Source organism: Bradyrhizobium sp. STM 3843 (genome assembly GCF_000239815.1).
Classification (GTDB): domain Bacteria; phylum Pseudomonadota; class Alphaproteobacteria; order Rhizobiales; family Xanthobacteraceae; genus Bradyrhizobium.
Map to the genome: position 1 here is coordinate 1 of NZ_CAFK01000061.1, position 23341 is coordinate 23341.

Annotated in this window: 24 protein-coding genes and 1 pseudogene; 9 read left to right on the forward strand and 16 right to left on the reverse strand. The window is 63.8% G+C overall.

Annotation, left to right across the window (positions count from 1 at the left end; genetic code table 11):
- From BRAS3843_RS08880 to BRAS3843_RS08905, 6 genes are all read right to left on the reverse strand, one after another.
- Window positions 1-464, reverse strand: a 464-nt coding sequence (locus tag BRAS3843_RS08880) for an NAD(P)-dependent oxidoreductase (RefSeq protein ID WP_035981194.1), incomplete at its 3' end; no start/stop codon positions are given.
- Window positions 465-486: 22 nt separating this feature from the next.
- Window positions 487-1794 (reverse strand): MFS transporter, encoded by a 1308-nt coding sequence (locus BRAS3843_RS08885; protein ID WP_008968494.1) that lies wholly within the window; start codon window positions 1792-1794, stop codon window positions 487-489.
- A gap of 39 nt (window positions 1795-1833) precedes the next feature.
- On the reverse strand, window positions 1834-2724 hold the full coding sequence (locus BRAS3843_RS08890; protein WP_008968495.1) for a dihydrodipicolinate synthase family protein: 891 nt from the start codon (window positions 2722-2724) through the stop codon (window positions 1834-1836).
- 18 nt (window positions 2725-2742) lie between these two features.
- Window positions 2743-3876 (reverse strand): iron-containing alcohol dehydrogenase, encoded by a 1134-nt coding sequence (locus BRAS3843_RS08895; RefSeq protein ID WP_008968496.1) that lies wholly within the window; start codon window positions 3874-3876, stop codon window positions 2743-2745.
- A 14-nt stretch (window positions 3877-3890) separates the two neighbouring features.
- Window positions 3891-4925, reverse strand: coding sequence for a 4-hydroxythreonine-4-phosphate dehydrogenase PdxA (gene pdxA, locus BRAS3843_RS08900; protein ID WP_008968497.1), 1035 nt, complete (start codon window positions 4923-4925; stop codon window positions 3891-3893).
- Window positions 4922-6052: a four-carbon acid sugar kinase family protein gene (locus BRAS3843_RS08905; RefSeq protein WP_035981197.1), complete on the reverse strand. Its 1131-nt coding sequence runs from the start codon at window positions 6050-6052 to the stop codon at window positions 4922-4924. The genes pdxA and BRAS3843_RS08905 overlap by 4 nt, the downstream gene beginning before the upstream one ends.
- A 237-nt stretch (window positions 6053-6289) precedes the next feature.
- Here BRAS3843_RS08905 and BRAS3843_RS08910 point away from each other — a divergent pair, with 237 nt between their 5' ends.
- Window positions 6290-7048 (forward strand): FadR/GntR family transcriptional regulator, encoded by a 759-nt coding sequence (locus BRAS3843_RS08910; RefSeq protein ID WP_008968499.1) that lies wholly within the window; start codon window positions 6290-6292, stop codon window positions 7046-7048.
- Between the two features lie 82 nt (window positions 7049-7130).
- Here BRAS3843_RS08910 and BRAS3843_RS08915 read toward each other — a convergent pair whose 3' ends face one another.
- Window positions 7131-7691, reverse strand: a complete 561-nt coding sequence (locus BRAS3843_RS08915; protein ID WP_008968500.1) for an XRE family transcriptional regulator — start codon at window positions 7689-7691, stop codon at window positions 7131-7133.
- Window positions 7692-7873: 182 nt separating this feature from the next.
- Between BRAS3843_RS08915 and BRAS3843_RS08920 the strand changes: the two genes are divergently transcribed.
- Window positions 7874-8419, forward strand: a complete 546-nt coding sequence (locus BRAS3843_RS08920) for a GNAT family N-acetyltransferase (protein WP_035981198.1) — start codon at window positions 7874-7876, stop codon at window positions 8417-8419.
- Window positions 8420-8499: 80 nt separating this feature from the next.
- Here the strand turns inward: BRAS3843_RS08920 and BRAS3843_RS41410 are convergent, their stop codons facing one another.
- Window positions 8500-8640 carry a hypothetical protein gene (locus BRAS3843_RS41410; RefSeq protein WP_008968502.1) on the reverse strand — a complete coding sequence of 47 codons (141 nt, stop codon included), beginning with the start codon at window positions 8638-8640 and terminating at the stop codon, window positions 8500-8502.
- A gap of 198 nt (window positions 8641-8838) precedes the next feature.
- On the opposite strand from BRAS3843_RS41410, the gene BRAS3843_RS08925 reads away from it, so the two are divergent.
- Window positions 8839-9039, forward strand: coding sequence for a hypothetical protein (locus BRAS3843_RS08925; RefSeq protein ID WP_008968504.1), 201 nt, complete (start codon window positions 8839-8841; stop codon window positions 9037-9039).
- A gap of 84 nt (window positions 9040-9123) precedes the next feature.
- Here BRAS3843_RS08925 and BRAS3843_RS08930 read toward each other — a convergent pair whose 3' ends face one another.
- The 3 genes from BRAS3843_RS08930 to BRAS3843_RS08940 form a co-directional block, all read right to left on the reverse strand.
- On the reverse strand, window positions 9124-10464 hold the full coding sequence (locus BRAS3843_RS08930; protein WP_201768847.1) for a M20/M25/M40 family metallo-hydrolase: 1341 nt from the start codon (window positions 10462-10464) through the stop codon (window positions 9124-9126).
- A gap of 17 nt (window positions 10465-10481) precedes the next feature.
- Complete coding sequence (locus BRAS3843_RS08935) at window positions 10482-10997, reverse strand: hypothetical protein (RefSeq protein ID WP_008968506.1); 516 nt, start codon at window positions 10995-10997, stop codon at window positions 10482-10484.
- Between the two features lie 185 nt (window positions 10998-11182).
- Window positions 11183-12730 (reverse strand): acetolactate synthase large subunit, encoded by a 1548-nt coding sequence (locus BRAS3843_RS08940; protein ID WP_008968507.1) that lies wholly within the window; start codon window positions 12728-12730, stop codon window positions 11183-11185.
- Window positions 12731-13012: 282 nt separating this feature from the next.
- Between BRAS3843_RS08940 and BRAS3843_RS08945 the strand changes: the two genes are divergently transcribed.
- Both BRAS3843_RS08945 and BRAS3843_RS08950 read left to right on the forward strand, forming a co-directional pair.
- Window positions 13013-13600 (forward strand): L,D-transpeptidase, encoded by a 588-nt coding sequence (locus tag BRAS3843_RS08945; RefSeq protein WP_008968509.1) that lies wholly within the window; start codon window positions 13013-13015, stop codon window positions 13598-13600.
- Window positions 13601-13674: 74 nt separating this feature from the next.
- Complete coding sequence (locus BRAS3843_RS08950) at window positions 13675-14445, forward strand: DUF2927 domain-containing protein (protein WP_008968510.1); 771 nt, start codon at window positions 13675-13677, stop codon at window positions 14443-14445.
- 120 nt (window positions 14446-14565) lie between these two features.
- On the opposite strand, the gene BRAS3843_RS08955 is transcribed toward BRAS3843_RS08950, so the two are convergent.
- Window positions 14566-14886, reverse strand: coding sequence for a DoxX family protein (locus tag BRAS3843_RS08955; RefSeq protein WP_008968511.1), 321 nt, complete (start codon window positions 14884-14886; stop codon window positions 14566-14568).
- Between the two features lies 1 nt (window position 14887).
- Window positions 14888-15289 carry a DUF4267 domain-containing protein gene (locus BRAS3843_RS08960; RefSeq protein ID WP_008968512.1) on the reverse strand — a complete coding sequence of 134 codons (402 nt, stop codon included), beginning with the start codon at window positions 15287-15289 and terminating at the stop codon, window positions 14888-14890.
- A gap of 130 nt (window positions 15290-15419) precedes the next feature.
- On the opposite strand from BRAS3843_RS08960, the gene BRAS3843_RS08965 reads away from it, so the two are divergent.
- The gene (locus tag BRAS3843_RS08965; RefSeq protein WP_008968513.1) at window positions 15420-16022 is read left to right on the forward strand and encodes a TetR/AcrR family transcriptional regulator; all 603 of its coding nucleotides are present in this window, start codon (window positions 15420-15422) and stop codon (window positions 16020-16022) included.
- A gap of 196 nt (window positions 16023-16218) precedes the next feature.
- Here BRAS3843_RS08965 and BRAS3843_RS08970 read toward each other — a convergent pair whose 3' ends face one another.
- The 3 genes from BRAS3843_RS08970 to BRAS3843_RS08980 form a co-directional block, all read right to left on the reverse strand.
- Window positions 16219-17313 (reverse strand): M48 family metallopeptidase, encoded by a 1095-nt coding sequence (locus BRAS3843_RS08970; RefSeq protein ID WP_050886395.1) that lies wholly within the window; start codon window positions 17311-17313, stop codon window positions 16219-16221.
- A 33-nt stretch (window positions 17314-17346) separates the two neighbouring features.
- Window positions 17347-18480 (reverse strand): DUF898 family protein, encoded by a 1134-nt coding sequence (locus BRAS3843_RS08975; RefSeq protein ID WP_008968516.1) that lies wholly within the window; start codon window positions 18478-18480, stop codon window positions 17347-17349.
- A gap of 129 nt (window positions 18481-18609) precedes the next feature.
- On the reverse strand, window positions 18610-19782 hold the full coding sequence (locus tag BRAS3843_RS08980; RefSeq protein ID WP_008968517.1) for an isovaleryl-CoA dehydrogenase: 1173 nt from the start codon (window positions 19780-19782) through the stop codon (window positions 18610-18612).
- A gap of 228 nt (window positions 19783-20010) precedes the next feature.
- On the opposite strand from BRAS3843_RS08980, the gene BRAS3843_RS08985 reads away from it, so the two are divergent.
- The 3 genes and pseudogenes from BRAS3843_RS08985 to BRAS3843_RS08995 form a co-directional block, all read left to right on the forward strand.
- Window positions 20011-21279: a cytochrome P450 gene (locus tag BRAS3843_RS08985; protein WP_008968518.1), complete on the forward strand. Its 1269-nt coding sequence runs from the start codon at window positions 20011-20013 to the stop codon at window positions 21277-21279.
- 226 nt (window positions 21280-21505) lie between these two features.
- A complete protein-coding gene (locus BRAS3843_RS08990; RefSeq protein ID WP_008968519.1) occupies window positions 21506-22780 on the forward strand; it encodes a cytochrome P450 in 1275 nt (424 codons plus the stop codon).
- Between the two features lie 322 nt (window positions 22781-23102).
- Window positions 23103-23341 (forward strand): annotated as a pseudogene (locus tag BRAS3843_RS08995) (phosphonopyruvate decarboxylase); the annotation flags it as partial.

A 23341-nucleotide genomic window follows, 5' to 3' on the forward strand; every position in this document is an offset into this window, starting at 1 on the left:
ATGCCGATACCGACAAGGCCGAGCGTCCGGCCACGCAGTTCAGCGCCCCGGTAGGTCTTCTTGTCCCAGCCGCCGGCCCGCACGTAAGCATCCTGATTACGCACGTCCTTGATCAGCGCGAGCATCAGCATGAGCGCATGTTCGGCGACCGAATGAGCATTGGCGCCGACGGCGGCGAGGACGGGCAAACCGAGCGCCTTCGCCGCCGCCAGGTCGATGTCGTTGGTGCCGGCCCCATGCTTGGCGACGACCTTGAGTTTCGCCGACGCCGTCATGAGGTCCTGGTCGATCCGCTCGACATTCCGCACGATGATGGCATCGGCGCCTGAAGACGCCAGCAGATCGACGGCCTCCGACTTCGCCGGATAGGCGCCCGTATGCAACGAAATGACGCCGGCAGCGCGCAGCATCTGCTCGCCTTCAGGTGCGACAGGGCCACCGAGGCTGACGACGGTCAACGCCATGATCGAGATCCTTCTCTGCCGATCAGATTGGGGCCTGGATCGGCCGGACTTTGCCGAGCAGCAAGGCGTAGTTGAGGATGCCGAGGAATCCGACGCCCGCCGAGAACAGCAGCGCCGCGTTGAACGACCCGGTCTGCGCGACGATGAACCCGGTGATGATCGGGCCGAGGACACCACCGAAATTCGACACCATGTTCTGCAGTCCGGCGACCACGCTCGTCATGTTCTTCGGCGCGACGTCGCCCGGCAGAGCCCACACCTGAGAGGCAGCGACAGTCGTGCCAGCCTTGGCGATGCACAGCAAGGCGACGGCAAACCATACGCTCTCCGCGATCGCGGCAAGTCCGATGCACAGCGCCATGGTCAGGCCGGCGATCAGGAACAGCTTTCGCGTTGCGGTCAGCGACAGCCGCTTGGAGCGTACGATGCGGTCGGACAAGAGCCCTGCGACGATTTCGGCGACCAGACCGCACAAGAGCGGCAGCGATGCCACAAACCCCATCTCCATCATGCCCATGCCTTTCTGCTTGACCAGATAGGTCGGCAACCAGGTGATGAAGAAATACGAGATGTAGTTGATCGTGAAGAAGCCGAGGCACATCGCCCAGATGTTGCGATAGCGCAGCAGCTCATACCATCGCATCGGCATGGCCTTGTCTTCACCATGCTTCATGATCTGGTTGTGACGGATGTAATCGACTTCGGACTTGTTCATCATCGGATGCGCCTCCGGCGTCTCCGTGAAGAACCACCACCAGACGATCGCCCAGACCATGCCGATCGCCCCGATGACAACGAAGGTCATGCGCCAGTCGATCAGCGCGATGAGCCAGACGATGAGCGGCATGGCGATCGCGCCTCCGAACTTCGACGCACTGTCGAACAGCCCGGAAATCGTCGCGCGCTCGCGGTCGGGAAACCATTTGGACGCGATGCCCGCATTGCTGGGGTAGGCCCCGGCCTCACCGATCCCGAGCCCGAGGCGCATGGCGAACAGGGAATAGAACCCCGCGGCGAGCCCGGTCGCGGACGTCGCGATCGACCACAAGGCCACCGAAGCACCGAGGCCGATTTTCTGGCCGAAGCGGTCCGCGAACCAACCGGCCGGAATTTGCAGCAAGGCGTAGGACCAGAAGAAGGCGGAGAGGATGAAACCCATCTGGTCGGCAGGGATCGACAATTCCCTGCTGAGATGCGGCGCCGCCGCCGACAGGACAGTGCGGTCGATGTAGTTGATGGCGATGGCCAACCACATCAGGCCGCCGACGATCCAACGTACGTTCGTCGATTTCACCAGCGAGCCCGCAGGTGGCGTCACGACATCTCTCATCTTCTCTTCTCCTCCCCTTTTTCTTGTTCGATGAGCCGTTCAGACCACCAGTTCGGCAAAGCGCTTGGAAATCTCGGCGACCTTCGTGTTGACCTCGTCCGAAATCAGCACCGGCGCGCGGCTTGCCCCGACCTCGGGCATCGCGAGGCTCAGTGCGCGCTTGACCATGGCCGGCGGGAAGCCGTGCACATACAGATCCTTGCGCAAGGTCGAGTAGCGGTCCTGATGCCTGGCGGCAGCCGCTGCGTCGCCGGCCACGAAGGCGGCGTGAATCGCGTTGAGCGTGACCGGCGAGATGTTGCCGAGGCCGGAAATACAGCCGGCTGCGCCGTTCTGCAGGCCATGCAGAACCAGCGAGTCCGGTCCGACCAACACGTCGAAATCGTCGCGTTCGCGCGCGATGGCGAGAAAGGCATCGAGGCTTTCCTGCGAGCCCGCGCTGTCCTTGATGCCGATGATGTTGGGATGATCGGCGAGGATGCGCGCCGTCTCGGGCTGGATCGTATTCCCGGTGCGCGCCGGGATGTTGTAGAGGTAGACCGGCTTCGACAATGCGTCGGCCACACGGCGATAGTGAACAATCAGTTCGGCCTGCGAACAGGCGATGAAGGACGGCGTGATGGCGGACACCGCCTTGACGTCGAGCTTTTCGATCTGTTTGCCGAGGGCGATCGTCTCATGCGTGGAGATTTCGCCGATATGGGCGAGAACCGGGATGCGCGCGGCCGCGGCGTCCACGCAGATTTCGGCGACGCGCACCTTTTCCTGGAACGACAAGGCGTAGAACTCGCCGTTAGTGCCGGCGCAGAACACGCCGTTGCCAGCCTTCGCCTGACGCTCGATCTGCCGACGCAGCGCGGCTTCGCCGATGTTCTCATTGGCGTCGAACGGCGTGACGATGGCGACGAATGGTCCGGAAATCTTGGTCATTTTGCTTAAGTCCTGTCCTCAGGCGGCGGCGCGGTAGATGGCGAGAATGTCGTCGCGCGTGAGATCGCGCGGGTTGTTGTCGAGCAGGCGCCGGATGGCGTGGGCTTCATCTGCCATGGTCGGAAGATCGTCAGCCGGAACACCGAGCGCCGACAGGCGCATCTCGCAGCCGAGATCGACGCACCATTTATGGGCTACGGCGAATACGCTGACGGGATCGGATTGCGCCGCGAGGCCAAGCGCGCCGAGGATCGTCGCCGTGCGCTCCGGGACGGCCGGGGCGTTGAAGGCGAGCACGTGGGGGAAGATCAGCGCATTGGCGGCGCCGTGCGGGATGTGATGGCGCGATCCGAGCGGATAGGCGACGGCATGGCCTCCCGCCGTATTCACCGGACCAAGACAGAAACCACCGTACAGCGAGGCGAGCGCCATGCCGGCGCGCGCGTCGCGGTCGCCGCCGTTCTCCGCCACCCGGGGCAGCCAGCGTCCGACCAGGCGGATGCCTTCCAGCGCATAGAGATCGATGGTCGGATGCGCCTTCTTGCTGGTGTACGCCTCGACGCAGTGAGCGAGCGCGTCGACGCCGGTCGCGACCGTGATGGCGCGGGGCACGCTGAGCGTCAGGTCCGGATCGACCGCAGCCAGGTCGGCCAGCATGTGGTCGCTCTGCACGGCGAGCTTAGCGAGCGTTTTCGGATCGGTGACCAGTGCGCGCGTCCCGGCTTCGCTGCCGGTACCGGCGGTTGTCGGCACCTGGACCAGCGCGCGCGAGCGGCCATGGACCTTGTCCGGGCCGATGACATCCATGAAATGCTGGTCGCTGCCGGGCAGGACCGCGGCGAGCTTGGCGAGATCCATGGCACTGCCGCCGCCGAAGCCGATGATGAGATCGGGATTTGCGTCTTCGACCGCAGCCAGGAGCCTGTCGAGATCGGACGCGTCCGGCTCGGGGCGGAAGGAATCGAAGACGATGGTCTCGCAGGCGAGCCGCAGGACGTCGACTCGCGCCGCATTGAACGTATCTGCGACGACAACGGCCTTCTTCAGGTCACGATGGCCGACCCAGGGACCGACGCGAGTCGCGACACCGGAGCCGAACAGAATCTGCTTCGGGCGGACAAGATCGATCGGCTGAGACAGAGAGGCGGTCATTGTCAATTCCTGACTTAGTTCTTGGCTTGGAGGCGGGCGGCGGCCAGCTTGACCGCATAGTCGATCGCTTCGATCAGCGAGGTCTCGCTGGCGATGCCTTTGCCGGCAATATCGAAGGCGGTGCCGTGATCGACCGAGGTGCGGATGATCGGCAGGCCGAGCGTGATGTTGACGCCCGACAGCGCGTTCCAGGTGCCGGTGGCGGGGTCGACGTTGAAGCCGAGCAGCTTGACCGGGATGTGCCCCTGATCGTGGTACATCGCGACGACAGCGTCGTACTGACCGGCGCGCAGCTTGACGAACACGGTGTCGCCCGGCACCGGGCCGACGACATCGAAGCCATCGGCGACGCAACGTTCGATGGTCGGAGCGCTGATGTCGATATCCTGGCGGCCGAACAGGCCGCCTTCGCCGGCATGCGGATTGAGCGCGGCGATGGCGATGCGGCGGCGAGACAGGCCAAGACCACGCAACGCATCGTCTGTCAGTTCGACCACGTAACGCAGCCGTTCCGGCGTCAGCTTCTTCGGCACGTCTTCGAGTGCAATGTGCGTGGTCACGTGGCTGACGCGCATGTTGCCATGCGCCAGCATCATCACCGAGCCGCGCGCGCCGGTCAGATGTGCGAGCATGTCGGTATGGCCCGCGAAATGATGACCGGCCTTGTTGAGCGCTTCCTTGTTCAGCGGGGCGGTGACGATGCCGTGGACCCGGCCCGCCTGCGCCAGTTCGACCCCGCGCGCCACCGCCTCATAGGCGAAGCGGCCGGCGTCCACCGACAATACTCCGGGCATGATGGAGCCGCCTTCGGGCGCCGCCTGCAGGCAGGCCAGCGCAGGCCAGTCGCCAGCGCTCGCGTCAACCGGCGGAATGGCGATGTCGGTCCCGAGAGCGGCGCGTGCGGCTTCGAGGGCGACGTTGGACCCGATCACGAGAAGGCGCAATTCGCCGGCGCGAATGCGGTCTTCGAGTTTCTTGCACGCCTTGATGATGATCTCCGGCCCGACGCCGGCCGGATCGCCCATCGTGATCGCCAGTTGTGGCGTCATGGGGAAACTCCTGTTGTGAGAGGTGGGTCGAGCGCCAGCAGACGCCGCAGCAGGTTGCGGTCGCCGAAGGCGCCGGATTTCGAGACGACGTGGACGCCATCGAACCGGCCGCCGCGCATGACCGAGCGGGGAATGCCGGGTTCGATTTGGCCGACGAGTTCGAGATGGTCCGTTTCGAGGGCCGCGCAGACGGCCCGCAAGGTTTCACCACCCGCGACGAGCAGTGTCGACGGCGGCGTGAGCGCACGCACGAGCCGGCCGAACTCGCGCGCAATCGTCTCGGCCGCCTGCTGCCGTGGCGAGCCCTCGGCAATGGCCAGCCGTACAAGCGCCACGCCGTCCTGCGACAGCCGCCGGCCGATCTCCGCGATCATTTCGGTGCCGCCATCCCGAGCGGACAGAGCAACGGCGTCGCAGGCTTCGATCTGCTCGGCCGTGATGGCCTGATCGCTGCCGAACAGGCCGAGCACGGGAGGCGCGAGCATTGGAGCCGTCAGAGTTGCCTTCGCGCGCGATGGCGCCGCGCCGAGACTGCGCGCGAGCGCAGCGGCGAGCCCGCCGCTGCCGCACCACAGGGTCGGCGTTCGCGCCGCCCGGCCGGCCGCGACGATCGCGTCGAGATCGGCATCCGTCTCGGCATCCCAGAGACTGATCCCCTCGGGCGCATCCTCGCCGGGGCGGCGTCGCACAACGTGAAATCCCCGTCGTCCGAGATCAGTCGTGAGATCGGCTGAGACCGGGGTCCATGCATCGCCCAGCCGGCGATATTGCATGCCGTAGCGCGTCACCCGCCCGTGATGCGGGAAGGCCGGCGCGACGATGCATCGCTCGAACCGGCCGAACCGCAGCCAGGCGATGATCTCCTCAGCAGGATGCCCGCGCAGCAGCGTATCGAGTTTGGCGTAGTGGAGCGCCGCAGGATCGAATGGCGCCAGCGCCAGCCGCTCCGTGACCAACGCTTCGGCGTCGGGGCCGGATCGTTCGCGCGCTCCAGTATCGAAAGCGATGCTGCAAGTTGGCGCCACCGCGCGCCAATGGACGCTGATCGGGCTGAAGGCCGCTACGAATTGTGCCGCGGTATCGAGCGCGCCGGTCAGGTCATCGGCAACAAGGCGAAGACGCGCCAACGGCGTCCCTTCCCTGCCGAATGGTGTGCCGACGTCCATTGCTGCTCCGCCTCCCGCGAGGGCGGACGCAAGCCGCCCCTCATTATTGCGGCCCAATAGGCGCCACCCGCGCACTTGTCAAGAATTTGTAAAACATGTAACCGACCGCCGAGATATTGGCCAACTCGTCCTTTAATGGTTTACAACTTTACAAGTTGGGCTAGGTTTCAGCCACCAAAGGTTTCGGATTCGCAGGGCATGGCTGGCAGCGTCGAGAATGAGAACGTCGGGGGGGATCGCGCGCGAGCCGGCCACAGCCCTTTGGCGCAGAACGTTTTTCAGGCGCTCCGAACGCAGATCTCCGTAGGTCAGTTGCGGCCGGAGCAGAAGCTGCCGAGCGAGCACGAGCTTGCGGCCACTTATCTCGTGTCACGCCCGATCGTGCGCGAGGCCCTGCGGCAACTGAAGGACGAGCGGCTGATCTATTCGCGACGTGGCGCCGGCAGCTTCGTGGTGGCCCGTCCCGATCTCGGCGCAGACCAGCCCGCCGTCGGTTTTGCGCCGGTTGAAACGATTGCCGACATCCAACGCTGTTACGAGTTCCGCCTGACGATCGAGCCCGACCACGCCTATTGGGCGGCGTTGCGCTGGAACGGCCAGGCGCTCGACGAGATCGCTGCCGCGCTCGACCTCCTGCGCGATGCGACCACCGCGCATCTGCATCGCGAGGATGCGGATTTCGCGTTTCATCTTGCGATCGCGAAGGCGACCAACAATCACTATTACGTCTCTTCGATGACCGCGCTGAAGGACCACATCTATGTGGGCATGAAATTTCACGGCAATACGATCGCGAAGGCGCAGGCCGGCCTGGAAAATGTCTTTGCCGAGCACCGGGGCATCTTCGAAGTGATCCGCGCCCGCGACTCCGAACGCGCACGCGAACTGATGCGTCGCCATCTCGAAGGCTCGCGCGATCGCGTCTTCGAGGGCCGCCTGCTCGATCTGTCGCTCTAAGGCGGCAGCTCGGCCGCGAGTATCGCCGCTTCGGCGTACCTCACATCGCGTGGCTCAGAGATCGTTGCTACAGCAAACGTCCCTAGGAATGTCTGACGACGATCATGTAGTTGGCCGGCGCGCGGCCTGAATTTTCGAACGATACCGGCCGCATGACGTCGAAGTCGAGGCAGTCTCCCTCGTCGAGGTCAAAGCGCTTTTCTCCGACAAAGACTGTCAGCTGCCCTTGGAGCAGAAGCAGTTGCTGCGTATAGGCGCGCCTGCCCCAAGGGCTATAGGACACGTGCTTTCCTTTAGGAAGCTCGACCATGATGATCTCGATGCCGCTCGCCGCGTTGAGTGCGGACGCATGTCGGCGACGATATCCGGTTTCTGGATCTCGCCAGACCGGTTGATCCGCTTTCCGGGTGAGACGTTCAGGAGGCCGGTCCGTCAGACCAATCACGGCGCTCAACGTGACATCGAGCGCGGCACAAAGTTTTCCGAGAAGTGCCGCCGTTGCACTGCTTTCGGCGCGCTCTATTCGCCCGATCATGGCACGGCTGACGCCCGATCGGGACGCGAGTTCGTTCAGACTGAGACCTGCCTTCACCCGCAACTGCTTGAGGCGAGCCCCGATCGCCTTTCCCAGTTCATCCTTCATCAGCGCCCCCTCCGAAGCGTCGCCAGGCGCCTTCTACAGAAGCAATGCAGATACCAGTCGGCTCTGATAATCGGTCAATATATGAGAATTCTCGCGCCCTTGCTTTGAGAATTGCGCAGCGCTTCGCCGGGATGCAACATTTGCGGATTGATCCTGAGAGGCCGGCGATGCCGATACATGACATACAAATTCGCGACGCCACCGAAGCCGACGCGGCTTCCATCTTGCGAATTTATAATGATGCAGTGCTGCAGACGACCGCGATCTGGAATGATCGGCCTTCTGATCTCGAGGGGCGGATTGCCTGGCTTGTCGAACGCAGACAGAGCGGCTACCCGGTCTTGGTCGCGTCGGATCGTTCCCAGGTGCTTGGCTATGCGTCGCTCGGTGCCTTCAGACCGTGGGATGGCTATCGCCACACTGTCGAGCATTCGGTTTATGTCGACAGCGCCGCGCGGCGGCTGGGCGTCGGCTCTGCGCTGGTCAATGAATTGATTTCGCGCGCACGCACCATGAACAAGCATGTCATGGTGGCCGGGATCGAAGCGACCAACGAGCCGTCATTGCAGCTGCATGCGCAGCTCGGCTTTACCAGGGTCGGCCATCTTCGATCCGTCGGTCGAAAGTTCGACAGGTGGCTGGATCTGGTCTTCATGCAGTTGATTCTGGAAGATGAACTCCAGGGGCAACCGACAACGCCGCGCGGCGAAGAAGAGGCGCGATGCTGAGGATGGATCAGGACGTTCCACACCCGCCGGCCAAGTAGGCGGTCTGTCCGAAGGCGCGCTCGCCTCTGACAGGCCGCCGATCAGATCGCAAACAGCCAGACGGCGACGATGGTCCCGAGCGTCGCCAGGCCACTGATGGTCCAGCCGGCGGCATAACCGAAATCATCCTCGCGCACGTCGTGTGACGGTTCGTGCGCGATCATTGCCGCTCGCCAATCCATGTCCGCCTCCGTCGCGTGTGCGCATGGGTCTCTGCGCCTGAGACAATCGCCACAGAAGCAGCCCAGTTCCCGCCGCGCGGTGGCGCAAAGCGGTTTTTGGATGGCGGAACTCTCACAAATAACTGATCCCTGCGACGGAACGCCGCGGCCGAAGTTCCGTTATGGTGCGCCGGTTCCAACCCATGGAGGTTTTTCGCAATGCGCAAACTGATCATCGCCGCGGCCGCCGTTGCCTTGATGTCTTCCACTGCTTTCGCCCAAGACAAGACCGGCGGCGCTGCCGGCACGTCGGCGCAGAGCGGTGACACCATGAGCAAGGGCGACAACATGAAGATGAGCAAGACCAAGAAGAAATCGAAGAAGTCGAGCAAGGCGTCCGGCGACGAGATGAAGCAGTAAGCATTCGCAGCGCCACGGCCGCTCCGAACGGAGCGGCCACCTATCTCTGCCGCCGCCGTCGGGGCGAAGCCGGCGGCGGCTGTTTTAGTTGCCTGCCTGCCGCACGGGCAGCGCGGGCTTGCTCACGCCGTCGAGGCCGGACAGCATCAGGATCGCCAGCAGTGCGTTCTGCGGGCCCTGGTAGGCATTGACGTTGCGGTACCACTCGTTCACCGAATGCCAGTTGCCGCCCTCGCCGCCGCCCCCGATGGTGATGGCGGGAATGCCGAGCGACATCGCCTGGTTCGAATCGGTCGAGGACCCCACGAGCTTGGCCTGAACGCCGCTGACCGCGGTGACCGCGCGCTGCGTCGCCTGCACGATGGGCGACTCTGCGGCCGTGACGCCCGCCGGGCGATCGCCGATCAGCTTGATATCGACACTGATCTTGTCCGAGCCCCAGCGCGCATTTTCATCCGCGACCGCCTGCTTGACGAGGTCGAGCAGCCGGGCTTCGAGCTTGAGCAGTTCCTCGGTCGAGTTCGAGCGCATGTCGACCGCCATCTTGGCTTGCGACGCGATCGCGTTCACCGAGGTGCCGCCGCTGACGGTGCCGACCGTGAACGTGGTCCGCGGCTCGGCAGGAGTCTTCAGGTCCGCGATCTTGGCGATCGCCCGGCCCATGGCGTGGATCGCACTCGGCAGGCCGAACTCCTGGAAGGAATGGCCGCCGGGCCCCTTGAAGGTCATCTCGTAGCGGTGGCTGCCGGTGCCCTGGTTGACGATCCGGGAGACGCCGAGCCCGTCGATCGAGATGAAGCCGTCGATGTCATGGTGGTCGCGGAACAGCGCCTTGACGCCGCGCAGATTGCCGAGCTCCTCCTCGCCGACATTGCCGACGAACATGATGTCGCCGACAGTCGCGAGCCCGTTGCTGTTCATCGCCTTGATCAACGTGAGCAGCACGGCGAGGCCGCGGGAGTCGTCACCAATGCCGGGCGCCAACACCATGCCGTCCTTCTCCTTGACGGTGAAATCGGTGCCCTCGGGGAAGACGGTGTCGAGATGCGCCGCGACCACCAGCCTCGGCCGCCCGCCGCCGGTGCCCTTGCGCAGCGCGATCACGTTGCCTTCGGCGTCGATCGTCGCATCCTTGAAGCCGAGCTCCTGCATCCGCTTCAGGTAGTATTCCGCGCGCACCTTTTCCTTGTAGGGCGACGAGGGCACGGCAGCGATGGTCTTCTGATCGGCAAAGGTCGCCTCGTCGGCCGCCTTGATGTCGTCCAGCGTCTTGCGGACGTTGGCATTGGCCAGGACAGCCTCGGCCGCCGTGTCGACGGCCAACGACGCGGCCGGCGTCTCCGCCTTCACGGCGGATGCGGCAAGAACAAGCGCGGCCAAGGCGCCAGCCGCGCACATGCGCATCTTCGAATGGATCATCCTCATCTCAGCTCCCTCAAATCTCATGATGCCAGCAGGCCCATATGGACCAAGCGCGTGGCCAGCCAGGCCGTCAGCGGCCGATCCAGCCGTGCGCCGGCATAGACTTCCGCACCCCTCAGCCCCGTCCGATCCAGCACGAGCAGCACGCCGATCCAATAGGCGAACCAGAGGTGCGGGTCGGTGAGCGCCATCAGCTTGTGCCGGTCGTGCTCGACCGGCTGGTGATTGGCTGCCTTGCGCAGCTCGATCGCCAGCAGGTTCTCCGGAACGGCGCGACGATGCACGACGATGTCGGGATAGATCGACTTTCCCAACGTATCGTCGGTCGAGACGATGGTGCCACGCGGCAGGATCATCCGCCGCTCGCCCAGCCGGTTGTAGTCACAATCGACGTCCCAGCCGAGGAAATTGCGTTCGACATGCACGGCGAGCCGATGGGTGAGCGTGCGCTCGCCGGCATCGCGGTCGAGAATGAAACGCTCGCGCGCATAGAATTCCTGCAGCGCGGAAATCAGTCGATTGAGTTCAGAGTGCATGCCCCGCCCGAGGACCAGCCGACGCGCCGGTGAATGTGCCCGTCACGCCGTCTTATATCTTTGAGCATGATCTTTTCGGAAAACCGGTTCCCACTTTTCCGGATCATGCTCGAGACGCGGCAGCGTGATTCCACCATCACGCTGCCATCATGTGAGGGCCGATTTGCGGCCGGGCGAACCTCGTCTCACATCTGCACTTCGATCAGGCGCGGCCCGGCTTCCGCGTTGGCCTCGGCGAGCGCCTTGTTGAACTCGTCCGCGGTCGTGACCGCCCGGCCCGGGACACCCATGCCCTTGGCCATGGCGACGAAGTCGAGCGTCGGCCGGTCGATCTTGAGCATGTCCTGCGCCCGCTGGCCGGGCTCGCCGGCGCCGACGCCGTCGAACTCGCCGCGCAGGATCTGATAGATCCGGTTGGCGAACACGACCGTCACCACGTCGAGGTTCTCGCGCGCCTGGGTCCACAGCGACTGGATCGTGTACATGGCGCTGCCGTCGCCGACCAGGCACATCACCTTGCGGTCGGGACAGGCCACCGCGGCACCGGTCGCGACCGGGGTGGAGAAGCCGATCGAGCCGCCCATGTTCTGCAACCAGTCATGCGGCTTGGCTGCGGCGGTCGGCGGGAAGAAGCCGCGCCCGGTGGTGATGGATTCGTCCACGACAATAGCGTTCTCGGGAATTGCGCACGCGATCGCCTGCGCGATCGAGGTGTGGTTCAACGCGCCGGTCGGCTTGATCAGCTCGGCAAGCTTTTGCGGCTGCACATCGGAGGCCTTGGCGCCGAGATGATCGGCGAGCGCTTCCAGCGCCGCCACCGAATTCTCGCCCCAAGCGGTCATGCGGTGCACCTCGGTGCCCTCGGCCTTCAACTGGCTCGGCTTGTTCGGATAGGCGAAGAAGGCGACGGGGTCATTGGCCTCGACCAGCACGATATGCTTGTAGTTCTTCAGGATCGGCAGCGCCTGCTCGATCACGTAAGGGATGCGGTCGATCGAGAACCGGCCCGCACCACGCGCCATGCGCGGATGGTAGGTCTGGCCCATCACCCGGCAGCCGGTCTTGCCGGCGATGCGCTGGGCAAAGGCAAGGCCCTGCTCGGTCAGCGCGCTGGCCGTCATCAGCACCAGCGTCTCGGGGCCATGGGCGTGCAGGATCTTCGCCGCCTTCTCTACCGCCTCGGTCGAATAGCTCGGCCGCTGCGTCTCGGCTGGAACCGTCGCGATGCCGTCGGCCTCGTTCCAGGCGGTATCGGCCGGCAGGATCAGGGTTGCGATCTGCGGCGGCGCGCTCTTCGCGGCTGCAATCGCCGCGGCGCCGTCGGCGGCCACCGCCCTGGCGTTCGGCGAGGTCCGCACCCAGTCCGACATCGGCCGCGCCAGGCCCTCGATGTCCGAGGTCAGCGGCGCATTGAAGCCGATGTGATAGGTCGCGTGCTGGCCGACGATGTTGACGATGCCCGAGCGCGCCTTCTTGGCGTTGTGCAGGTTGGCAAGCCCATTGGCGAGGCCGGGGCCGAGATGGAGCAGCGTCGAAGCCGGGCTGCCCTTCATGCGGAAGTAACCATCGGCGGCGCCGGTCACCACGCCCTCGAACAGGCCGAGCACGCAGCGCATGCCCTCGACCCGGTCCAGCGCGGCGACGAAGTGCATCTCCGAGGTACCGGGATTGGTGAAGCACACGTCAACACCGCCGGCGACCAGGGTCCGCACCAGACTTTCCGCACCGTTCATCATCCGCTCCGTTCAGGGCCGCTGGGGTTTGAGGAACCGCAGATCAATCATTGTTCGCTGGCCCAGTCAAAGGGCAGAGCTGCATTGCAGCCATGGCCGAGCAAACAACGATAAGGCTTGGCTAACGTCGTTCCGGAACAGCCAGGGGGTCACGCCTGTGACGTGGAATTTCGGTCACGCGGTCGGCGAAACGCTAGACGTCACGGCTCCGTGGGTTGCGAAAATCAGCAGTTTATGGCCTGTCTGCCGCGTACATTGGATGGCTTTGTCGGGGGGATTGAAATGACGCGTTCCTTTGGTGCGGCGGTTGCGGCTGTGACGATGGCCGGGGCGGCGCTGTTCGCCAGCAGCGGCCTTGCGCGGGCCGAGTTCTTCGATTCACGCGATCTGTTCGGCGGCGGTCCGAATTTTTACCAGAGCGGGGTCAGCCCGATCCCACGTCAGACCGTGATGTACCCCACCAACTACGCGCCTGGCACCATCGTGGTGAACACGGCCGAACGCCGGCTTTACCTGGTGCTGGGCGGCGGCGAGGCGCTGCGCTACGGTATCGGCGTCGGCCGCGACGGCTTCCGTTGGGGCGGCGTGCATCGCATCACGGCCAAGAAGGAATGGCCGGAATGGACCCCGCCCTCCCAGATGCTGCGGCGCCGGCCGGACCTGCCGCGCCACATGCGCGGCGGCATCGAGAATCCGCTCGGCGCCCGCGCGCTCTATCTCGGATCGACACTGTACCGGATCCACGGCTCCAATGAACCGGAGACGATCGGCCAGGCCGTGTCCTCCGGATGCTTCCGCATGACCAATGAGGATGTGACCGATTTGTACAACCGGGTCTCGGTCGGCGCGACGGTCATCGTCAAGAACTAACACGCGTGAACTAACATATGGACCAATGCCACGGGGCTGCGCCGAGGCGCAGCCGAAGCTGGTGGATGTTTCGGATGGCGGCGTTCGCCGCCCTCCTTGCCCCGGTCACGGCTTTATCCGCGGCAGCCGGGGACGTTCCCGCCATTGTCTCGCGACAGCGCATCGAGAAGAAGAGCTTTACCGACGCCGAGATCACTGAGGGCTTTTTTAAGACCGCGTTCGGCGCCGAATATCATCTGGCCGGACGGGTCGACCGGATCAGGAAATACAATGTGCCGGTGCGCGTGTTTGCGGACGGCCGCCGCGCCGACCGCAAGGCGCAGCTCGCCAAGGTCGTGAGCGACATCGGCAAGCGCATCCAGCATCTCGACATCGCCATGACCGAGACCGACGAGGACGCCAACGTCCGGGTCAAGCTGGTGCGCGACCGCGACCTCTACCGCACCATCAGCCAGGACTACGGCAGCGAGCGGGCGCGCGAAATCAAGACCTCGCTCGATCCGCAATGCCTCTCCGGCTTCCGCAAGAACGACGCCTTCGAAATCGAGCATTCCGACGTGATCCTGACCGTCGACAATGGCGATTTCGTCTTCCTCGACTGTGCCTATGAGGAGCTGCTGCAGTCGCTCGGACCGATCAACGACACATCGAGCGTTCCCTGGACCATGTTCAACGACAATGTCTCGATGGGCTTTTTCGATGTCTACGACCAGTACATCCTCAACGTGCTGTACGATCCTCGCATCAAGGCCGGGATGACGTTCACCGAGGTGAAGGCCGTGCTGCCGACCGTGCTCGCCGACGTCCGCGCTTGGGTGAAGCAGGTGAACGATCTGCCTGAGTAGCCGTTCTAGGCCGTGAAACTCATGACCTGGGATGCCGAGGCTCACGGTAGGCAGAATGTCCAACGTTCTGACGCCTGGGCAGAGCAGCCGAGATCAAGCCTGAGGCGCGATGTCGCCCTCTCAAGCCAAGGTCTCTGCGAGCGCTATCAAGGCGACAAAGATGCTGAGCGGCACAAGGTGTCCAAATTCGCGGTGGCGTAGAACGGTGAAGACCGCTGCCACAATGATCGCCGCGCCAAGCGCCAGGCCAAGACTGCGGCTGGCAGGAAGCGCGATCAGAACCGCGCTCATGATCTCCAGTCCACCGGTCAAACGGCCCCACCAGTTCGGGTAGCCCCAACGGGCGAAACTGCTCTGCGTCGCGGACGTGCCGACTGCATTGACGATTCCTGCGCCAAACAAGGCGGCAACGAGGAACCAGATCGCAAGAACATAGACCATCTCAGCGCCCTCCCATCAGCAGCGGCACCGACGCCAACACCATCAACAGCGCAGTTACGCCGTGAATGCCGAAGGCGCTTTTGCTCGAGCCTTTCCCTGCAAGAATGACGAGCATGTCGCCAACGGGGATGATCGCTTCAACGAGCAGGACGAGGCCGATATCCTTGGGGGCGCCCCAGGCCGCGAACGCCAGCACGACCAAGCCCGCAACAATGTCGCGCACCCCCTTCAGGCGCAGCCATGAAGTGATGTTGGTCCCGTCTTCCGGAAGCGGCAGGCCGAAACTGCGGGTCGCGGTCCTCGGGCTGGCGATATATTGCGTGCCGATCGCGATGATGGCGAACGCCAGGACGAAGGCCGTCCCCTGCGCGAGCCCGTGCATTAAGCCGCCCATCCCATTCATATTGCATCTCCTTTTCTATCGCCAGAACAATATCTAGCGTCGCTAGATTATGAGATAGTCTAGCATTGCTAGTTTGTCAAGCGACTGTATAATGACCGCCGGATGGTCGATTTGAGCTGGAGATCGAAGATTGGGTATCGCCGAGCGGAAAGGCCGGGACCGGGCTGAGCGAGAGGCCCGCATTGTCGCGGCAGCGCGCGAGATCGCAGAGCGCGAAGGATGGGATGCGGTTACGGTCCGTCGCCTGGCCGACGAGATCGAATATAGCCAGCCGGTGCTCTATTCACATTTCGAGAACAGGGATGCCATCGTTGCGGCGGTCGCCGCCGAAGGTTTCAAGGACATCACAACAGCACTTCAGAAAGCCGCAAGCCGGTCGAGCGAACCACGAAACGCCGTCAAAAACGTCGCCCTGGCCTATCTCGACTTTGCGCTCCGTCGTCCAGCCCTTTACGAGGCCATGTTTGTGCTCCCGACGAATTTGCGATTTGCGAAAGCTGAAACCCGACCCGAGCTCCGGGCCGCCTTCGAAGCACTTGCAGCCGTCGTCGCGCTGTTTTGCGCCGATGTAGCCGTAGCCGCAGCCACCGAGACGTTTTGGGCAACCCTTCACGGGCTCGCCGAACTGGAACGTTCAGGACGGATCAGGCCGAGCGCACGAGCCGAACGCATTGCGCTCGTCGTTGCGGCGCTTGCAGGGTGCCGAAACGGCCCACGTCCATCGGATGAATGACTGCTTTAGCCACAAACTCCGCTGTCGTCCCGGCCTTGCGCCGGGACCCATAGGCCGCGGCGCCGCCATCGAGCAGGCTGGGCAAACCGCATCAAGCAATTGAGCATAGTAATTATGGGTCCCAGCTTTCGCAGGGACGCCAATGGATGCCTGGCGGTGCATGCACGTTTCGCGACAAACCGAAGCCAGCGTTCGCCTACTTGCAAATCCCCTTCAGCGCGCGCCACTCCTCCGCCGTCAGCAGCGGAGGGCCGCTCGGCGGCTGGTCTTCGGCGCGCATGCGCTCCAGCCGGTCTTCGGTCAAGGGATGGCTCGCCAGGATCGACAGCTGCTTGTCGCCCTCCTTGCCGGTGACGCGGAACATCAATTCGCCCATCGGCGCGGTCGGCCGTCCCAGCTTGTGCATCACCTCGATCGCAAAGCTGTCGGCGTCATGCTCGGCCTCGCGCGAATAGGAGGCGGTGACGATCGTGCGTGAGGCGAAGATCGCGGCGCCCGCGCCGGTGATATCGCCGAACAACAGCCCGATCAGGAACGAGCTGCCGCCGTTGTGAATCACCTGCCGCAGATTATCGCGATGTTTGAGATGCCCGAGCTCGTGCGCCAGCACGCCGGCAATCTCGTCGGGATCGTTTGCCTTGGCGAGCAGGCCGCTCAGGAGGAAGAAGCGACCACCGGGCAGCGCAAAGGCATTCGGAATCGGGGTGTCCAGAACCTGGGCTCCCACGCTCGCATCGAGCCCGGCCGGAACACGCAGCGCCTCGACCAGCTTGGCGAACGCGGCCTGCCCGCCGGCACCGTCACAGGTCTTGTTGCCGAACACGGCCTGCAGTTGCACCACGGCAGCTTCGCCGAGATGCCGCTCCATCGCGGGCGGCACCAACGGCGTGAGCCGATCCGCGGCAAAGGGAACGACGAACAGGACCATCACGATGATGGATGCGGCGGCCGCAAGCGACCAGCCGATGATGCGTGCGACCGCGCCGTGCGTGAGCCTGTTCTCGTCGATCCGGTCGCATCGTGCCACCAGTTCGGCAGCAAACGCGGAATCCCGGATCTCCAGGCGGGCCAATGGCGATGCAGAGAGGCAGCTCACACGCAGCGTGCCGCTGGGCGCATCGACGCGCCGGATATCCGGGTACGGCCAGGACACGAAATTGTCGGCGCTGCGCAGCACGAGCTGGTTGGAAAGGACGACAGTGACCGTCTGCCGCCGGTTCGACAGCCCATCGAAATAGATCGCCTGCCCGCCTGTGGCCTGCGGAGACTGATCCTGCTCCGTGTCATCCATATCGCAATCGCCCATGCTCAGCGTGCGCACGGATCAAAATCCGGCGACGTCGAGACCGTCGGCAAAGCCCTCGCCCAGCGCGCTGGCGAGATCGCCTTTGGCCGAGATGTTCGCGACCGCCTCGATGCCGTGCAGCTCAACGGAGGCCAGCACTCTCGCCCATACATCCCGTAGCAAATACATCCGCATCACGACATTGATTGCCAGAATCACCGCAATATAGCCAAGCACCAGCATGATCAGCAGCGGGATGTTGTTGGCGAGTGCCTGTGCGGCCTTTGGGCCCGCCATTGACACGCCACCGAACTTCGCAGCCACGACGACCACTCCGCCAAAATAGGCGAAAGTGACGGCCCATAGCAGCACGAACCAGCCGATCACCTTCCAATAGAGCCCGTAAAGCGCGCCCGGGCGCAAGCGCGATTGCAGCCGCACGCCGCCGAAGCGGAGGCCCGACAGCCACCAGCGCCACTCCACAGCCTTGAAGTATCCATAGATGAACGGGAGAAGCGGAAAGAGCACCAGACAAACTGGAATGGCGAGCCAAAGCCACCAGATCTGCTTGAACAGCTCCCACGGGCTGGCTTCGAAATCGCCCTGCAGGTTGCCATAATGCGAATGCTGCATCTTGTAGCGTTCGAGCGCGGCTTCACGCCACGGGAAGGCGAGCCCCAAAGTGAGCACCAACAACAAGGCCCAGAGCATCGCGCGTCCGGCATAGGCCCAGCCCGAACCATCCATCCAGAACCGCACGCCGCGCCAGACCGTCCGGGTCAGGCGATAGCGCCGCGCACGATAGATCGCGAATTGGCCAAAGGCATAGAAGCCGATCACCAGCGGCACGCTGGCAAAGCCCTTGAAGCGCTCCGCTTCGACGCTGACGATGAAATAAGCGAGATAGATCGGCACCAGAATTGCCATTGCAAACAAGAAGCCGATCAGAAGCTCCTTGCCGCGGCCGGTATATTCGGCGGCATCGCCATCGACGGCGGTGTTCACCCAGAGATGGCGGCGAATATCGGTGGCAAGCCAGAAACGATAGAAGCCGAGCGTGACAAGCTCGAGCAGGGCCCCGCGGCCGATCAGCCGAAAGAACTCGCCGCGCTCGCCGTCAAAGGTGACGGGGACTGCAGGCAGCGGCGGGGGTGGCTGCGGAATGAAATTCATTTGATTCACAACACGGCCCTCCGACAACGCACGGAAAAACGAACAATACGGCTATACCCCTGTCGTTTGTCGCCGCGACGACGCCGAGGTTCGACCGCCGAGCCCGTTTTGAGACCGTTTTTGGCGTCGTCAGGCGGTTTTCTCGAACAATTCCCGTCCGATCAGCATGCGGCGGATCTCGCTGGTGCCGGCCCCGATCTCATAGAGCTTGGCGTCCCGGAGCAGCCGGCCGGCCGGGTAGTCATTGATATAGCCGTTGCCGCCTAAGAGCTGGATCGCATCCAGCGCGCATTGCGTCGCCTTCTCCGCGGCATAGAGGATCGCGCCGGCCGCATCCTCGCGCGTGGTCTCGCCGCGGTCGCAGGCCTTGGCCACCGCATAGACATAGGCACGCGAGGCGTTCATCGTCGTGTACATGTCGGCGACCTTGCCCTGCACCAGCTGGAAGGTGCCGATCGGCTGGTCGAACTGCTTGCGCTCGTGCACGTAAGGCAGGACCACGTCCATGCAGGCCTGCATGATGCCGAGCGGACCTGCGGCGAGCACGGCGCGCTCATAATCGAGCCCACTCATCAGCACGTTGACGCCGCGGCCGACCGCACCCAGCACGTTCTCCTCCGGCACCTCGCAATCCTCGAACACCAGCTCGCACGTGTCGGAGCCGCGCATGCCGAGCTTGTCGAGCTTCTGCGCCGTCGAAAAACCCTTCATGCCCTTCTCGACGATGAAGGCGGTGATGCCGCGCGGGCCACCGCTCGGATCGGTTTTGGCATAGATCACCAGCGTCTCAGCAACCGGGCCGTTGGTGATCCACATCTTGCTGCCGTTGAGGACGAAACGGTCGCCCTTTTTGTCGGCACGGGTCTTCATCGACACCACGTCCGAGCCGGCCTGCGGCTCCGACATCGCCAGCGACCCGACATGTTCGCCCGAGATCAGCTTCGGCAGATATTTGCGCTTCTGCGCCTCGCTGCCGTTACGGCGGATCTGGTTGACGCAGAGGTTGGAATGAGCGCCGTAGGACAGGCCAACGGCGGCCGAGGCGCGCGAGATCTCCTCCATCGCGATGCAATGCTCGAGATAGCCGAGGCCACTGCCGCCATACTCCTCCTCGACCGTGATGCCGTGCAGGCCGAGCGCGCCGATCTTGGGCCAGAGATCGCGCGGAAACTGGTTGGAGCGGTCGATCTCGGCGGCGCGTGGCGCGATTTCGTTCTGCGAAAAATTGCACACGGTGTCGCGAATCGCATCCGCGGTCTCACCAAGGTCGAAATTGAACATGGCGCGCGTGTTCGGGATCATGTCAGCGGCCTCCCGGCAGTCCTGTTGTGTTACGGCTGTAGCCATATTCCCTGATCCGTGCCTTGTCACGATCGGAAAGCGACCCAGATGACGGCTACCATGGTGAATGCTGGCCGTCTTCGACCTTTCCGTGAAAGTCGCTCTTGCTCCCACACGCCAAGCGGGATGTAATCCCGGCAAATTGCCCGGCGGGTGTAGCCGACCGGCGCAGCCACTAGGGAGACGGCCATGCACGGCACCATCGACCGCGCCGCAGATCGGCACGATGCTGCGCGCGAACGCGCACGATCTTTGCCGCTCGACCAGTTCGATCCCGGCCATCCGGAGCTGTTTCGCACCGATGCGCACTGGCCCTATTTCGACCGGCTGCGCCGCGAAGACCCGGTGCATTACTGCAAGGACTCGATGTTCGGGCCCTATTGGTCGGTGACCAGATATAATGACATCATGGAGATCGAGACCAACCACGCGATGTTCTCCTCGGCGGTCGCGCTTGGTGGCATCACCATCCGGGACGTCGCGCCAGACTTGCGCCGCGAAAGCTTCATTGCGATGGACCCGCCGCGTCATGCCGCCCAGCGTAAGACCGTGGCGCCGATGTTCACGCCGACCCACCTTGATGAGCTGGCCATCAATATCCGCAAGCGCTCGGCCGAGTGCCTCGACAACCTGCCGCGCGGCGAGGTGTTCGACTGGGTCGACAAGGTTTCGATCGAACTGACGACGCAGATGCTCGCTGTGCTGTTCGATTTCCCATGGGAGGATCGCCGCAAGCTGACCCGCTGGTCGGATATCGCGACCACGATTCCCGGTCCCGGCGGGCTCGTCGCGAGCGAGGACGAGCGGCAGGCGGAACTGATGGATTGCGCGCGCTACTTCTCCCGTCTCTGGAACGAGCGCATCAATGCCCCGCCGAGGAGCGACCTGCTGTCGATGATGGCCCATAGCGAGGCCACGCGCGACATGGACCCGAAGAACTTCCTCGGCAATCTGGTCCTCTTGATCGTGGGCGGCAACGACACCACCCGCAATACGATGTCGGGCAGCATCTATGCGCTGAACCAGAACCCCGACCAGTACCGCAAGCTGAAGGACAACCCGGCGCTGATCGACAGTTTCGTCCCCGAAGTGATCCGCTGGCAGACGCCGCTGGCGCACATGCGCCGGACCGCGCTGGAGGATGTCGAGTTCCGCGGCAAGACCATCCGCAAAGGCGACAAGGTCGTGATGTGGTATGTCTCCGGCAACCGCGACGAGGAGGCGATCGAGCGCCCCTACGATTTCATCATCGACCGCGTCCGGCCGCGCCAGCATCTGTCGTTCGGCTTCGGCATCCACCGTTGCGTGGGCTTGCGGCTGGCCGAGCTTCAGCTCAAGATCATCTGGGAGGAGATCCTGAAACGCTTCGATCATATCGAGGTGATGGAGGAGCCGAAACGGGTCTATTCCAGCTTCGTCAAGGGTTATGAGACGTTGCCGGTGCGGATCGCGGCGTGAGTCGTCTCACCATCGAGATCGTCATGCCCCGCGCAGGCGGGGCATCCAGTATTCGAGAGCCTTGGTTGCTAGAATAGCGGCGTCTCGGCGTACTGGATCGTCCGCTGGAGCCTGTCATCGGGCTCGCCGAAGGCAAGACCCGGTGGCGGACGATGACAGCGGAGAAACATAGCCGCGTCTGAGTTGTGGGCGCGCGCCCAGCGCAGCCAATAGGAAAGATGACCTGATGAACGTCCAGACCGCGATCCGTCCCGAACAGGCCGAGCTGCTGCAGCAGGCGCGGCTCGAAGCCTATTCCACGCCGCTCGAAGATTTTCATCCAGGCGCGCCCAGGCTGTTCCAGAACGACACGCTGTGGCCCTGGTTCGAGCGGTTGCGCAAGGAGGCGCCAGTGCATTACTGCACCAAGGCGCCGATCGAGCCCTATTGGTCGGTGACACGCTATCACGACATCATGCATGTCGACACCAACCACGCGATCTTCTCCTCCGACGTCAGCCATGGCGGGATCATGATCCGCGATGTCGCGCCCGGTTACGAATGGCCGAGCTTCATCGCCATGGACGAGCCCCGGCACGGCGATCAGCGCAAGACCGTGTCGCCGATGTTCATGCCGGATCATCTCGACGAGCTTGCCGTGCTGATCCGCCAGCGCTCGGCACGCGTGCTGGACTCCCTGCCTCGCAACGAAACCTTCAACTGGGTCGAGAGGGTCTCGATCGAGCTGACCACCCAGATGCTGGCGACCTTGTTCGATTTCCCGTTCGAGGAGCGGCGCAAGCTGACACGCTGGTCCGATGTCTCGACCGCGCTGCCCAAGAGCGGCATCGTCTCGTCCGAAGAGGAACGGCGGCGCGAGCTGGAGGAATGCGCGGCTTATTTCGGCAGGCTGTGGAAGGAGCGCGCCAAGGCCGAGCCGCGCAACGACCTGATTTCGATGATGGCGCATAGCGAAGCGACGCGTCACATGACGCCCGACAATCTGATGGGCAATCTGATCCTCTTGATCGTCGGCGGCAACGACACCACCCGCAACACCATGACGGCCTCGGTGCTGGCGCTGAATGAGAACCCGGGCGAATACCAGAAGCTGCGCGACAATCCGGCGCTGATCGAGACCATGGTGCCGGAGGTGATCCGCTGGCAAACGCCGCTGGCGCATATGCGCCGCACCGCTTTGGTCGATACCGAGCTCGGCGGCGAGAGGATCAAGAAGGGCGACCGCGTGGTGATGTGGTACGTCTCCGGCAATCGCGACGAGGAGGTGATCGAGAATCCCGATGCCTACATCATCGACCGCAAGCGGCCGCGCATTCATCTGTCGTTCGGGTTCGGCATCCATCGCTGCGTCGGCATGCGGCTCGCCGAGTTGCAGCTGCGCATCGTCTGGGAGGAGATCCTGAAGCGCTTCGAGCGTATCGAAGTGGTAGGCCCGCCGAAGCGGGTCTATTCCAGCTTCGTCCGCGGTTACGAGACGCTGCCGGTGCGCATACCGGGGTGAGATCTTGTTCCTCCACTGCCGAAGGTAGGGAGCAGTGGGCCTGACGCGAAGCGCCAAATTGGGCACCTGTGCTGCGCGGCCCGTCCTTCGAGACGCCCGCCTGCGGCGGGCTCCTCAGGACGAGGGCTGTTTTCGCGGGCAGCATTTTCGACCCTCATGGTGAGGAGCCGCGTAGCGGCGTCTCGAACCATGAGGCCCGGCTTCGCGATGCGCCTATACAATTCCGGCATGGCGGGTTGAACAAGATGCGGTGGGACGCCGGCGAGCTTTTCGCTAAAGCAGTGGGTGCGGCTTTGTCGCCGTCAACCGACCGCAGGATGCCATGGCCGACACCGCTCCCCACAACAATGGTCCCGACTGGCCGCTCGCCATCTATAATGCCCTGAAGGCGGCCGATGTCGCGCAGATTTGCTACGTGCCGGACGCCGGCCATTCCCGCCTGATCCAGCTGGCCCATGGTGACGCTGCGATCGAGACCACCGTGCTGACCACCGAGGAGGAAGGCGTGGCGCTCTCCGCCGGCGCCTGGCTCGGCGGCCAACGCGCGGTGGTGTTGATGCA

Excerpts from the sequence above, each read along its gene's own strand:
- BRAS3843_RS08885 (WP_008968494.1), bottom strand. The coding sequence starts at position 1,794 with ATGAGAGATGTCGTGACGCCACCTGCGGGCTCGCTGGTGAAATCGACG.
- BRAS3843_RS08890 (WP_008968495.1), bottom strand. The coding sequence starts at position 2,724 with ATGACCAAGATTTCCGGACCATTCGTCGCCATCGTCACGCCGTTCGAC.
- BRAS3843_RS08895 (WP_008968496.1), bottom strand. The coding sequence starts at position 3,876 with ATGACCGCCTCTCTGTCTCAGCCGATCGATCTTGTCCGCCCGAAGCAG.
- pdxA (WP_008968497.1), bottom strand. The coding sequence starts at position 4,925 with ATGACGCCACAACTGGCGATCACGATGGGCGATCCGGCCGGCGTCGGG.
- BRAS3843_RS08910 (WP_008968499.1), top strand. The coding sequence starts at position 6,290 with ATGGCTGGCAGCGTCGAGAATGAGAACGTCGGGGGGGATCGCGCGCGA.
- BRAS3843_RS08915 (WP_008968500.1), bottom strand. The coding sequence starts at position 7,691 with ATGAAGGATGAACTGGGAAAGGCGATCGGGGCTCGCCTCAAGCAGTTG.
- BRAS3843_RS41410 (WP_008968502.1), bottom strand. The coding sequence starts at position 8,640 with ATGGATTGGCGAGCGGCAATGATCGCGCACGAACCGTCACACGACGTG.
- BRAS3843_RS08925 (WP_008968504.1), top strand. The coding sequence starts at position 8,839 with ATGCGCAAACTGATCATCGCCGCGGCCGCCGTTGCCTTGATGTCTTCC.
- BRAS3843_RS08930 (WP_201768847.1), bottom strand. The coding sequence starts at position 10,464 with ATGAGGATGATCCATTCGAAGATGCGCATGTGCGCGGCTGGCGCCTTG.
- BRAS3843_RS08935 (WP_008968506.1), bottom strand. The coding sequence starts at position 10,997 with ATGCACTCTGAACTCAATCGACTGATTTCCGCGCTGCAGGAATTCTAT.
- BRAS3843_RS08940 (WP_008968507.1), bottom strand. The coding sequence starts at position 12,730 with ATGAACGGTGCGGAAAGTCTGGTGCGGACCCTGGTCGCCGGCGGTGTT.
- BRAS3843_RS08945 (WP_008968509.1), top strand. The coding sequence starts at position 13,013 with ATGACGCGTTCCTTTGGTGCGGCGGTTGCGGCTGTGACGATGGCCGGG.
- BRAS3843_RS08950 (WP_008968510.1), top strand. The coding sequence starts at position 13,675 with ATGGCGGCGTTCGCCGCCCTCCTTGCCCCGGTCACGGCTTTATCCGCG.
- BRAS3843_RS08955 (WP_008968511.1), bottom strand. The coding sequence starts at position 14,886 with ATGGTCTATGTTCTTGCGATCTGGTTCCTCGTTGCCGCCTTGTTTGGC.
- BRAS3843_RS08960 (WP_008968512.1), bottom strand. The coding sequence starts at position 15,289 with ATGAATGGGATGGGCGGCTTAATGCACGGGCTCGCGCAGGGGACGGCC.
- BRAS3843_RS08970 (WP_050886395.1), bottom strand. The coding sequence starts at position 17,313 with ATGGATGACACGGAGCAGGATCAGTCTCCGCAGGCCACAGGCGGGCAG.
- BRAS3843_RS08975 (WP_008968516.1), bottom strand. The coding sequence starts at position 18,480 with ATGAATTTCATTCCGCAGCCACCCCCGCCGCTGCCTGCAGTCCCCGTC.
- BRAS3843_RS08980 (WP_008968517.1), bottom strand. The coding sequence starts at position 19,782 with ATGATCCCGAACACGCGCGCCATGTTCAATTTCGACCTTGGTGAGACC.
- BRAS3843_RS08985 (WP_008968518.1), top strand. The coding sequence starts at position 20,011 with ATGCACGGCACCATCGACCGCGCCGCAGATCGGCACGATGCTGCGCGC.
- BRAS3843_RS08990 (WP_008968519.1), top strand. The coding sequence starts at position 21,506 with ATGAACGTCCAGACCGCGATCCGTCCCGAACAGGCCGAGCTGCTGCAG.